The sequence below is a fragment of the Paenibacillus sp. NEAU-GSW1 genome, from assembly GCF_009737085.1.
GTDB lineage: Bacteria > Bacillota > Bacilli > Paenibacillales > Paenibacillaceae > Pristimantibacillus.
Window position 1 is genome coordinate 142,497 of sequence record NZ_WOVL01000003.1, and the last position, 12,637, is coordinate 155,133.

The following is a 12,637-nucleotide window of genomic DNA, read 5'->3' on the forward strand; positions in this document are numbered from 1 at the left end:
ACCCCGTGAAACTCGCTATGATTATGCGCCTAGCCTATCCAGCTGTTCACTGGCTTCCGTATGATCCGGATCTTGCTTAAGCGCATTTTCATAGGCTTGTGCGGCTTGCTCAGGTTCCCCATTTTTTTCATAGGCTTGACCCAGGCTGTAATAGATATCCGCATCTTCCATTCCATTTTCAATGCAGTAAGTAAAATCCTCTATCGCCTTTTCCACGTCGCCGCCAAATTCGGCAGGCGCGTTCAAATAACGGTTTCCGCGCACCATATGAACAAGCGCGGAGTCAGGTTCCAACGTTACAGCCATATCCAGCGCTTCTTCCATTAGCCGATTATATTTCAGCTTTTGAAACAGGCCGACTTCGTCGATGATGCTTCCATAGCATGCAGCGAGCCATGCGTATGCTTCTGCGTTCTCGGGCTCCTGCTCCGTAATCTTCAGAAGAATAGGCACTGCTTGTCCATACTCCTCTTGCCCCATCAATTCAAGAGCTGAGGTCAAATCATCTGTTTCCTGAGGCGCACTGTCTTCTTCAAGCGGCTCAGGCGGAGCATCTGTCCGAGCCTCTTCATCATCACCTTTATCGGGTTGATCCTGATTTTGACCTTGTTCCTGATCCTGGCTTTGATCTCGCGGCTGCGCGTCCTTTTCTTCAGGCGCTGCTGTATAAACACTCTCGCCGCTGTTTGCCGTTACTGTACTATTGCTTGTAAAAAGGCCGGAATAACTGAGTAAAATAAATATGGCCGCAATAACGGCAGCACCTGCCAATATCCAGACAAATAAAAAATTACTGCGCTTGTACATTATGCCGTACTCCCTTTCAAATGCTCAAATGCTTAACGGGTACGTCGATTTGAAACATAGCTGGATTAAAATACTCGATCAGATGAATGCCTACTGAACTAAAGCCGTCAAAATGTATCGTATATTCCTTATAAGGAATCATACCTTTTTCATCAAAAGACAAGGTCATGCTTTCCCCAAACAAATTAATGATTTCCTCATTCCGCCTCCATCCAGACTCTCGAATATGTCTCGAACAACTTAGACCTAAAGTTCGAATAACTTTGCCTATACCTTCTTTCTTGTGCAGCAGTTTGGAATACAACTCTAACGGGATCGCATCCGGGTACACCAGAGCTATATTGTGCGAAATCGTCGTTTTGCTCTTCTCGGCAATCAGTACCGATTCTCTCACAATAATGGCTCTCTCATCATTAGCGGAGTTATCTTTCAATTTCTGTTCAATCACGATAGGGTGCAAACAATCATTTACGACCGTTTCCAAAAAATCCGTCGTTCGGTTATCTGAATGCAGCAGCAACTTGATGATGGTTTTTTTCATTCTCTCCAGCTCTCTCGTCACGTTGCTTTCACTCCCTCTTTAATCAACATCCGTTGAAGATATGCCGTGTTCATTTTCCCCGCTTCATTCAAAGGCATTTGCTCCACGAGCACAAATTGGTCCGGAATCTTAAATGAAGACAATCGGTCACGGCAATATTGAAATAAATCATCCGCAAGTCCAGCTCTGGCATTCAAATCCAAGCCCCTGACAGGCTGAACGAAAGCAACCGGACTTTGCAAGCCATATTCATTGATACTGCGCACGACGGCAACCTGCTCGATACTTCCGTGATTTCGCAGCACATTCTCCACTTCAGCCAAGTGGAACATATACCCGGCGCGATTGATCGATTGATCCATTCTGCCTTCAATATACAAATATCCGTCCGCATCTACGTAGCCAATATCCCCTGTGCGGAAATATCCGTCTGTAAAGGAGGCTTTGTTTAAAGTGTCATCCTTGAAATAGCGGTCCATCACAAAACTCGATGAAACACAAATTTCTCCTTTCTCTCCTATTGGCCGTTCATTAAGTTCCTCATCGACAATTCGAATTTTAACAAAGAAGGATGGACGGCCTACCGATCCCTCTTTGTGCACCCATTGCGAATGCTCAATCATTGAAATTGCGCCAACTTCACTCAACCCGTATAAATTAGTTAGCCGGATGCTTGAGGAGAACTTGCGTAATCTCGCCCTGACATTGGGGTGAAGGCTCGTTCCCGTGGACACCCATTCCTTCATGCTATTCGGGAAAGCGAGTTCTTCTGCCTCCATCCAATTAACTAAAGCCAGAAGATCATAGGGGGAGGAAATAATTTGACTCACATTATACTTCTCAATCAGGCGATAGATAGATTGGGACGCAGCGTCAGCGCATACAATAATCGTTTTGCCTTCCTGAAGCATAAAGCACAGTGAACTAAAATGCGCTCTGAAGAAGAGCGGCCTTGCCAAGAAATAGGCCGACGGCCGTTGCAGCGAATAGCTGCTCATAGCCACATTGAGTTTTGATTTGCTGATTGTAATTCCCTTCGGCTTGCCGGTACTGCCCGAGGTAAAGAAAGTTAACCACTGTTGAGCTTGCTCTGAATCCGTATTAGAGGCGGCATACATAGTCGGATCGCTCTCATCATGAGCCGCTTGAATAGGTTCTTTGTATACGAAATGTGGAGATTTGCCGGCGCTTTTACCACAATGCCCCTCGAGCTGAGAAAACTTTCGCTCCGTTAAAACATAATCAACCTGTATCTCCTGACACAGCTTCGATACTTCATCATTTGAAAGTCCAGTATTCATAAACACAATAGCGGACCCCATCCGCACTAGAGCGATTGCAGCTGCTATAAACGCAGTATCGTTCTCCATAAAGATAAGAACTTGGTTTGAGGCGGATACGCCTCTCTCCCTCAAATAATGCGTCCAGAAGTTGATCGTTTCGTTCAGCTCTTTATAAGTCAATTCACTAGTAGGGCTAGCTACTGCCATTCGATCAGGGCTATGCTCCGCATACCATTCAATGGCATTACTCACAAGCTGCATGAAACGATCCTCCATTTATGTTTATTCTAATCATCAAAGCGCATCCGCCAGATCGAAACGAGGATGAATATGAATCCGAAGGCAAATAGCGCAGCTACATTGCCTAACACATCTGTAGCCCCCATGCCGCGCACCAATAAATCCTGATAGCCCGACAATGCCCATGCATGCGGCGTAACGAGCGCAATTTTCTGCATAATGTCAGGCATAATGAATAATGGCACCATTGTTCCGCCCAGTGCAGCAAGTGTAAGAACAATAAGCATAGAGAAGCCGGTTACTTGCGACTCCGTACGCACAATCGAAGCAATCAGCATCCCTAAAGTTGTGCTGGCCCACACCATGCTTAAGGAAATCAATAGCAAACCAATTACCGAGCTTCCTAAAGACATGCCGAAAGCAAAATGACCGAAACAGAACATCACCATCGTTTGCAGGATGCCTATAAAATAGTTCGGCAGCATTTTACCTATAAAAAGCTGAAGTCTATTGATTGGAGCAGATAGTATTCTGCGGAATGTGCCTTCGTTTCTTTCATGAATAAAGGATCTGCCCGCAAACATGACCGTAAAGAAAGCGAACATGACCGTATAGCCGGGAACGTTCTGTTGAAAAGCGTCCGGCTGCGGCACTTTTTCGATATTATCAAAAGTAGAATTCACTTTAATGCTCGGCTCCGACATCGAACTGGATGCCTTCTCTGTCAGATCGGCCTTTATCGCCTCATAATCGACCGTATCCTGATTGCCGGTATCGGTTGTGGAAGCCGGCACATCAATGGGAATCTGCGCTTGCTTAGCGATTTTTTCGATCTCTTCCTTCAATCTATTATCATAGACGGTTCGCATCTCATCGAGCTTGGAGTCAAATGTGGTCTGAATCCCCTTTACCTGTTCATCTACCAGATTCGAAATGGTAAATTGCACAGAAAAGGTTTGCGATACGCCTTCAATTGCCTTGCTTACGACAGAAGTCGTACTCGCTTGAGCAGGGTCTTCATAGCTTATAAGAGCTACCTCGTCACCCAGCAGTACTTTTTCGCCAAATTGATCTGGTATAAATAAGGCCATCGCATATTTCCCGTTTTTCACCAGCTCTTTTGCCTTGGACTCTGTCAGTTTGGATTCATTCGTTTCGGTTATAATATCCAGTCCCTTTACACTGCGAAGCGACTCTATAAACATAACGGATTCACCGCTTCCATCAAGGTTAACAACCGGGATGCTTACGCCCTTATCGGAGTCGGGGGCATAAACCGCGCCTAGCGCAAAGCTCATCACGCTAATAAACATGATCGGCAATATAAAAAGCACGATAATTGCGCCTTTATCTTTCAATAGCACTATGAGGTCCTTCTTTAAGATAGGTATGAATTTCAATGTTTTCTCTCCTCGCAACAAGTCGTTAATTAATCTCTTAGCTCTTTACCAGTAAGATGCAGAAACAGCGTTTCTAAGGTTGGTGGCTTCATATGCATACCGGTAACCTGAATTGAGCATTGTTTAAGATGCTGCACGATTGTGCCTATCGCTTCCTGTGCATCATCAACAACGATAGATAATTTATTATTAGACCCTTGCGCTGAAACCACATGACTCAAACCTTGTACTGCCTCAATAGCCGCAGTCGCAGCCTCCGCTTGAAGAGTTAGCTCCAGAATGCCGCCATGCACTTTCGCAATAAGCTCTTCTGTCGTGCCGTATTCGATTACGCGTCCATTATCAACGATGGCTATCCGGTCGCATAATAGAGTTGCTTCTTCCATGTAATGCGTCGTATAAACGATCGTCATCCCTTGTTCCTTCAAATGCTGAATTAATTCATAAATTCGATTGCGAGACTGCGGATCGATGCCAACCGTCGGCTCATCCATAAAAACAACATCCGGATCGTGAAGCAACGCGGCAGCAATATTAATTCTTCTCTTCATCCCGCCCGAATAATTTTTAATAGGATCTTTGGCGCGATCCTTCAATCCGACAAGATCCAAAATCCAATCGACCTTTTGTTTCAGTTCCTTGCGCTTCAGTCCGTATATTGCGCCAAAAAATTTCAGATTGTCATTTGCGCTAAGCACGGAATATAAGGAAATATCTTGCGGCACCACGCCTACCATGGACTTTACGCGAAAAGCTTCCTTATTGGCATCTATGCCGTTTACGAGAATCGTGCCGCCACTCACATCCAGCTGGGCGCTCATCATGGAGATTGTCGTCGTTTTGCCTGCTCCGTTAGGGCCGAGCAAGCCAAACACTTCTCCTTTTTTCACTTCAAAGCTTAAACCGTCTACCACGACTCTCTCGTCATACTGCTTCTTGACGTTCTTGACCTCTATTAAATTCATAAGGTCGCTCCTTTATGAATAAATTCTAGTTGTTGCCGAGCTTCGGCATGGTTGGGATTGTATTGCAGCGCTTCGATAAAAGCAGCCTCCGCTTTCTCCTTAAGCTCAGTAGCTAGATAAGCAAGACCAAGTCCATAATACGCTTCACTGTCTTTCTCTCCGTTAGCGATAGCATATTCAAGCTCTTTAGCCGCTTCTTCCGGATCACCGCCGAACTCTTTAGGCGTGTGAAGCAATCTCAAGCCGTTCACCTTTCTGGCCAGTGTAAGCTCAGCATCCAGCTCTAATGCTGTAGCTACCTCTTTCTCGAAGTCCGGCAATAGCATGACCTTCTCCAACAGGCTTCCATTCTCCAGCAGACGTCCATATGCAGCAGCCAGCCACGCATGCGCCTCGGCATTATTCGGTTCTTGATCCGTCAAGGACTGAAAGAAATCGCGGGCCAGTTCATATTCTTCCCTCTTTAAGTGCAGCATGCCTGGATAGAATTTATTGTCCTCAACCATTCCACGACACTCCTATGATCTCGATTATTTGCTAAAATGTACTCGGCTTGCTTTTCCGTATGTTCTTGGAATATCGCGAACAACTTCTACTGAGCAATCAATGCCTACACGTTCATTCATATGATCCTCTATCTTCTTTATAAGCTCCGCATCGCTAATATTCTCGTTGACTCGTTCCACTTCAATAATGAGCTGTTCATCGGAAGTCACTTTGAAATGGTACCAGAGGCTGATGTCTTCAATTTCCAACAGGAAGGTTTCCAAGAAGAACGGGGAACATTCCTCTCCCTGTAAATAGAGCTGGTTTTCCATCCTTCCCCGCAAATGGAGAATTTCCATCGAATTCCCGCATTTACAAGCCGCTTTCTGCAAATAGCCTACATCCCCGGAGCGATAACGCAGCATAGGCATGCCTTCCCGTAAAAGTGTCGTCACTACAATTTCGCCTATTTCATCATGCTCCAGCACTTCGCCTGTAGCCGGATCAATAATTTCGACCATGACATGGCCTTGAGCTACATGATATCCGCTATGCTCCTTACACTCGATTCCGATAACCCCGCATTCGGTAGAGCCGTAAAAGAACGATACTTCACAGCCCCATAGCCGCTCTAATCGCTGGCGGAACGTATCCGAGCATCCCTCTCCCGTCAATACGATCCGCTTCAGTCCAATATCCCGCTTGAGGTCGATCCCGAGTTTTCCGCTTTCTTCCGCCAACAGGGCCGCGTAGGAAGGAGTCGTCGCCATTACGGTCGCATGGCATTCCCTCATTAACTCCAGCGACTTGTCTACGGGGGCCATATAACCGCCTTTGCCGAGCGATAAGATCATCGACCCAAACGCAAACTGATACAGCCTTTGAAAACCTAGGCCAGGGAGAGCGAATTCATAAGGAAGCGCGACGGCTATTATATCTTCCTCTCTCTCTGGAAAAAGCTTTTCGTATTTCGGCAAAATCTCATATACAAATTGATCATTTAAAGTGAATAAGGTGTAGATTGGCTTTCCTGTCGTGCCAGAAGTAACATGGACTTGTCCGATATCCTTCTGTTCGCTGGACAACAGCTTCTTCAAGTCTCCCCGAATGACATCCTTATGCAACAGCGGAGCAAACGCCAAATGCTCTAAGCTCTCGAGTTTGGGCTCTATAAATCCGGCCTGGACAAGCTCGTTGCGATAGTATGCATTGTTATTCCATATATGACTTAACGTAAGATTCAGAGCTTTCAGCTGATACTGCCGAATGTCCGATTTGGCAAGGGTCTCAAACATTCGTTCTTTTTCATCCAGCTCGGCGAAAAAATCGATTAAGGGCTGAAACACGTTGTCCTCGTTATCAACGGTCAGCATAATTCTCCGGGCTTGTTTTTTCGTTGCCATATTTTCAACACCATCCTTTAAAGAGACGCTTACTAAATAACACTTAATTCTTTAAATGTGGGTTGCGTATAGATCATCATCGCTTCCTCTGGAGCAGCCCCCGCATGAACGAGTGCATGAAGAGCTCTGCACATCGCCCTTGGATCGCGGTCCTCAAATACGTTTCTGCCCATGCAAATGCCTCTGGCCCCGTCCTGAAGAGCTTGATAAATACTGGACAGCATGCCCAGCTTGTCATTGCTTTGCTCCCCGCCAGCCAATAAGACCGGAATTGGATAGGCTTGGATTAATTCACTTGTATATTCCGGATCGCTGCACATGGGAACTTTCACCAGATCAGCACCCAGTTCTCCAGCAATTCTCACGGCATGCGCCAGCTTCTTCCACGACCGTGTTTGCTTGCCGGACTCCTCGTATATGTTAAACATCGCCAGCAAAGGCAGTCCCCATTGATAAGCCTCCTCGCTAACGCGGCCAAGCTCCTTCAGCATTTCAGCTTCGTTCGGAACGCCAAGATTAATATGCATAGAAATGCCTGTAACGCCTATGCGCAGCCCATGCCGAATGGTCGATACCGTTTGTTTAAAAGATGGCTGGCCGGAAAGCGAAGTGGAAGCGGATAAATGCAGCAGATACTCTACATTTTTAGCCTCTCTTCCGCTGTCTACCGCCCATTGGATGACACCTTTATGCGCGACGACTCCTTGCAATTGGAACTGCGCAGCCAAGGATACAATCTCAGGAACTTTTTTCAGGCCAAAGGTTGGACCTGTCGTTGTGCCGTGATCTAAAGGCAATAAAATCGAGCGGTCCGATACGGAATGAAACAATCGATGAAACCGTAATGTTTTTTGATCCATAGTGTATACCGTTCCCCTCTTATATGGAATAAAAGCGATTATTGCTCGGTAATCGTTTCATCAATCTTGACGCCGACATGCCGGCCGGACTCGCATACATAGGCAAGTATTTCATCCCCGACTTTAAATGCAGTCGCGTTCTGCGGTTGTCTTTTCCCGTCAAAAATTCGAATATGCCAATCATCCTGTACAATGGCGTTGATCTTCTGGCCTTCATACTCTGCCTCAATGAGCAGCAACGGTCTCACTTCAACCTTCATTCTTCCAACGTTGACCGTTCGCATTTTGCCATGAATATCAATGACAGAAACGGAGCTGCCCACTCTCAAATCTGTAATATAGGCGGTTGTGTCGTTAGGGCACCATACATAACTATGAACCGCCCCGGCATTTACGCGGAAAGGCCTTGTGTTCATATATGGCAAATAGTGCGTTTCACTGCAAACGAGCAGCCCTCCGCCCGATGTCGAGCCAATAATCATCGATTCCTCTTTCGTGAGCAGACTTGTCGTATCAATACATGCCCGCTCCCCTGGACCAAGATGCTGAACTCTAGTCACCTTCGCGGTCACAATTTCCAGCCTCGCTTGGTCTATACGCTCTGCTATCGAATTAAGCTCTACAATATCCGACTCTCTCGCAGAGTTAAGGATAATGCCGTCGCAGCCAACCTCCATCACTTCCTTGGAGACCAGTGCGTCGTCTACGGTCTGCACAAGCTTCAAAATGTTTACATTCGCTTGTTGCAGCTTGGCAATAATCAGCTCCAGCGGGATGTTCGTCTCATGCTTGAACTCTACGATCGCATACTGGTGGTTGGCTCCCTCCAGGTAAGCGGCATTCATTGAGTTCTCGTCATAAATATAGGCGTAATAAGCCGTTTGCAGCCCCTCGCCCTTCGCTTGCGCCAGCACCTGCTTGTCCATGGATACGATAATGACCTTGTCCAACGGATAATCCGAACGCAGAGACTCCAACGATTCAATCTCATCAACTTGAACGGCTATGTACAAACGATTAGAATGCTTGAACGTATCCTCTGTAATTCCCGAGGCGTGATACAGTATGCCGTCAAAGCCGCTGGATTGATTAACGAGCACGATTAAACTGTCCATATTGCTATGTTTCGTTCTTGCGTCATACCATACAATTTTATTCATAGTTCCTCCATAGTTTAGGAATTGTATACGACCCGTTTCATTTTCCCTTTATTTTTCAAAACCTTATCGACAACCTCAATCTCGATCTCTTCATTAATATGAAACTCCAGCAAAGATTGAAGACTACGCTGCAGCATCGTTCGATCGGTGTCTTTGCTGCGAGGCTCAACCTCAAGCTTCACATGATCGTTCGTAATGACGAACCGGTAGCTGTTCCCCATCTCTGGCTCCTGCATAATAAGGTTCTCTAAGTAGAACGGAGAATAACGCTGTCCCGACAGCTGAAGTTGATCCTCTGTCCGCCCTCGCAAATGCAGTTTTGGCAGCGAAATTCCGCATGCGCATTCCGATTCGTCGATAAATGCGATATCGCCTGTCCGGTATCGAATAAGCGGCATGCCTTCGCGCAATAAAGTAGTTACAACCAGCTCTCCTTGCTGTCCGTTCTCAAGCCTGGCTCCCGTTTCCGGGTCTATAATTTCGATATATAGATGACCGTCGGCAATATGGAAACCGTCCTTCTCCTCGCATTCGAGCCCTATCAGCATCGCTTCCAGCGAACCGTACAGAATCGTAGAAGAGCAATTCCATAATTGCTCGATCCGATTGCGAAAATGATTGGAGCTGCCTTCGCCCGTTAAATAAATATGACGAAGCTTGATATCTGTTTCCGTACTTATGCCAAGACTGGATGCCGCTTCATACAGCTCTACCGCATAGGATGGCGTCGTCACTAGAATATCCGCATTCCAATCCTGCATAAATTGAAGGGCAAGCTCTGGCTCCGAATAGGCTCCGCCTTTGCCTACGGGCAGTATCGTACAGCCGAGCAACTGGGAAAATTCATGATGGAACGTTAATGCCGACGAGCTCATTTCGTAAGGGAGAGCGTTCGCAACAATAGAGTGCTTTGCTTTCTCCATAAGAGTTGGGTATTTGGGCAAGAAATAGTAGTTGTAAAGCTCATCGAGCGTATGCCCAATATAAGTTGGCTTGCCCCCTGAGGTGCCTGTTGATTTGCTGATCTGGGCTAGGGGCTTCTTCGTGAGGATCTCTTTAAAGTGCTCCTTTAAAGTGTCTTTATTCATAAACGATATGTTCTGAAATTCATCCAGACTTAGCTGCTGTCCGTCATAGCCGTCAGCCTTCAGCCGGTCGCGGTAGAAGTTATTGCTGTCCCAAACATAACTAAGCAATGCATGGATCGCGTATTGATGATACGCATTCACTTTAACCCGATCCAAGGTTTCAATAGATTCGCCATTGGCATCAAGCTCTTTAAACCAGCTGGAAATATGCTCATACCGGGATAACGCTTCTACACCGATCATAGGGTTACACCACCTTAACGGATGCTTGCAGCAGATTAAGCATATTTTTGCCCATAATATATTCCTTCTGATTGTCTGGAATATTCAACACATCGATTTTGGCGCGTTCAACACGGGGATTAGACAGCGGATACTCCGATCCGAAAATAACCTTCTCATAACCGCAGCGTTCCACCGCTTGCTCAATAGCCAGAAAATTTGCAGTAGAGGTTTCCAAATAGACATTATCTTTGCTTTCTGCCGTTTCGATTGCCTCTACATCGCATGGGCCGAAGCCAAGATGACCGATAATAAACGTCGTTTTTGGAAACTCCGCTGCCAGCTTGGCTACAGATGCTGTGCTTGCGCTAGCCTGAAACATCGTATGCGTGTAGTAAGGAATGCCGAGCTGGCCGCATAAATCAGCCAACGACTTAGAAACCTTGCCCAGCAATGAAAATTGATGAACCATTGGCGACAGTTTAAGACCGGACATGCCTTGATCAAACCAGCCTTGCAATGCGCCTAGAGCGTCATTTTCCGATTGATTCGGATTGATGTTGCAGAAGCCATAAAACTTATCCGGATATTTCTTCACCAGTTCAAGAACATAATCATTGGGAGGCTCCATCGCAACCGGCTTCTCTTTGCCTATTACATAGTTCGTCATTCGGCGCACATCGACCGTGCCTCCCGGAACCAGCACCGTTTGATCAATACGGGCCGCATTCATAAGCTCAAAGAGCTTCTCCACGCTGGAGTACGATTCTCTTGAAATATGGGCATGTCCATCCAAAATCATAAATATTGCCTCCCCTATTAAGATTGATAGAAAACGCGTTGGGCTTTGCTAAACTGGCGAGGAATTTGCAGGTTAAGCACAACCTTGCAAACCGCGCCTGCCATATTGTACATATGGCTTCTAACTTGATCTAAAAATTGCTCTTCATCGTCAGCCGCTATATCAGCTTCAATTTCGATCGTTAATTCCTCATCTGACAATATAAAGCGATACCACAGACCGACCTCCGGAATCATAAGCAGGCAATGCTCCAGCATGAGCGGCGAATAAGATACTCCCTCAACCGTAATCTCGCCGCCCATCCGGCCTCTTAAATGCAGCTTCTTCAATTGAATGCTGTCTCCAGGCTGCGGCTCCTCCACATAGCCGAGGTCTCCGGAGCGGTATCGGATAAACGGCATTGCTTCCCTCAATAAAGAGGTGATTACGATTTCCCCGACTTGGCCATGTGCTGCCGGCAAAGCGGTTTCCGGGTCAATAATTTCGATGAGAAGACCGCCCTCAAGCAGATGGTAGCCTTGCTCTCCGTCATTCTGAATGCCCATCATGCCGATTTCGGTAGAACCGTATACTTGCTGGATTTCACAATCCCAAATTTGTTTAAGACGATTGCTAAACGCAGGCGAACAGCCTTCACCTGTTAAAACTAGCTTTCGAACATTCAGGCTATCCATCGTTATGTTCATTTTCTTCATTTCTTCCGCCAGCAATGCAGCATAAGAAGGCGTCGTGACTAGAATCGAAATTTCGAAATCTCTCAGCGCCTCGATTGATTTATCGACCGGCGCCATATATCCCCCTTTGCCCAGAGAGACAACGGCAGCATCGTAAGAGAATTGATACATGCGTTGAAAGCCAAGCGCCGGCTGAGCAAACTCATAGGGCAAGGCAATGCCGACAATATCGGAGGAGGAATTTCCATGAAATAGATTGGGATAAGTGACAATGGCATCGTGATAATACTGGTCAGCCAATGTATGCGCAGTGAAAATCGGTTTGCCCGTTGTGCCTGAGGTTAAATGATATTGGCATATTCTATGGGGCTCTACGGACAGCAGTAAATTTTTATTTCCGCGAATCGTATCCTTAAGCAAATAAGGAATTTGATAAAATTGTTTAAGCGAGCTTATTCTAGGTTCAGTAAAGCCGCTGCTTTCAAGCTGCTTGCGATAGTAGGGATTATGCTCCCACACATGCTTTAGATTTAAGTTAATAGCGAAAAGATGATAGTGCTCCAATTCGCTTGGCGTTAACATTTCAATTGTTATTCCCTGCTCTTCATATCGGTTAAAGTACTCCTCTAATTTGGAAAGAAAAGTATTGGACCACTGCTGTGCGATGTCAGAAGGATGTCTTTTTTTATATTGAACGTTCATGCTC

12 protein-coding genes are annotated in these 12,637 nt (G+C 46.1%); all 12 read right to left on the bottom strand.

All coding sequences use genetic code 11. The features are described from left to right. Positions 1-21: 21 nt before the first annotated feature. From GOM71_RS02890 to GOM71_RS02945, 12 genes are read right to left on the bottom strand one after another with little or no spacing between them, the layout of a single operon-like run. Positions 22-807, bottom strand: coding sequence for a tetratricopeptide repeat protein (locus tag GOM71_RS02890; protein WP_156278256.1), 786 nt, complete (start codon positions 805-807; stop codon positions 22-24). A gap of 16 nt (positions 808-823) precedes the next feature. Beyond that, positions 824-1,369, bottom strand: coding sequence for a hypothetical protein (locus GOM71_RS02895; RefSeq protein ID WP_156278257.1), 546 nt, complete (start codon positions 1,367-1,369; stop codon positions 824-826). Further along, positions 1,366-2,892: a class I adenylate-forming enzyme family protein gene (locus GOM71_RS02900; protein ID WP_173275120.1), complete on the bottom strand. Its 1,527-nt coding sequence runs from the start codon at positions 2,890-2,892 to the stop codon at positions 1,366-1,368. Before GOM71_RS02900 ends, GOM71_RS02895 begins: the two co-directional genes overlap by 4 nt. A 26-nt stretch (positions 2,893-2,918) precedes the next feature. Next, positions 2,919-4,271, bottom strand: coding sequence for an ABC transporter permease (locus tag GOM71_RS02905; RefSeq protein WP_216651698.1), 1,353 nt, complete (start codon positions 4,269-4,271; stop codon positions 2,919-2,921). A gap of 29 nt (positions 4,272-4,300) precedes the next feature. Further along, positions 4,301-5,236, bottom strand: coding sequence for an ABC transporter ATP-binding protein (locus GOM71_RS02910; protein ID WP_156278260.1), 936 nt, complete (start codon positions 5,234-5,236; stop codon positions 4,301-4,303). Next, positions 5,233-5,742: a tetratricopeptide repeat protein gene (locus GOM71_RS02915; protein WP_156278261.1), complete on the bottom strand. Its 510-nt coding sequence runs from the start codon at positions 5,740-5,742 to the stop codon at positions 5,233-5,235. The genes GOM71_RS02910 and GOM71_RS02915 overlap by 4 nt, the downstream gene beginning before the upstream one ends. A 24-nt stretch (positions 5,743-5,766) precedes the next feature. Beyond that, positions 5,767-7,125, bottom strand: coding sequence for a phenylacetate--CoA ligase family protein (locus tag GOM71_RS02920; protein WP_253944664.1), 1,359 nt, complete (start codon positions 7,123-7,125; stop codon positions 5,767-5,769). Between the two features lie 32 nt (positions 7,126-7,157). Next, a complete protein-coding gene (locus GOM71_RS02925; RefSeq protein WP_156278262.1) occupies positions 7,158-7,985 on the bottom strand; it encodes a class I fructose-bisphosphate aldolase in 828 nt (275 codons plus the stop codon). A 38-nt stretch (positions 7,986-8,023) separates the two neighbouring features. Next, complete coding sequence (locus GOM71_RS02930; RefSeq protein ID WP_156278263.1) at positions 8,024-9,145, bottom strand: 3-dehydroquinate synthase II domain-containing protein; 1,122 nt, start codon at positions 9,143-9,145, stop codon at positions 8,024-8,026. A gap of 14 nt (positions 9,146-9,159) precedes the next feature. Next, complete coding sequence (locus GOM71_RS02935) at positions 9,160-10,476, bottom strand: phenylacetate--CoA ligase family protein (protein WP_156278264.1); 1,317 nt, start codon at positions 10,474-10,476, stop codon at positions 9,160-9,162. A 4-nt stretch (positions 10,477-10,480) separates the two neighbouring features. Next, positions 10,481-11,257 (bottom strand): amidohydrolase family protein, encoded by a 777-nt coding sequence (locus GOM71_RS02940; RefSeq protein WP_156278265.1) that lies wholly within the window; start codon positions 11,255-11,257, stop codon positions 10,481-10,483. A gap of 17 nt (positions 11,258-11,274) precedes the next feature. Further along, the gene (locus tag GOM71_RS02945) at positions 11,275-12,633 is read right to left on the bottom strand and encodes a phenylacetate--CoA ligase family protein (protein ID WP_156278266.1); all 1,359 of its coding nucleotides are present in this window, start codon (positions 12,631-12,633) and stop codon (positions 11,275-11,277) included. Positions 12,634-12,637: the final 4 nt, after the last annotated feature.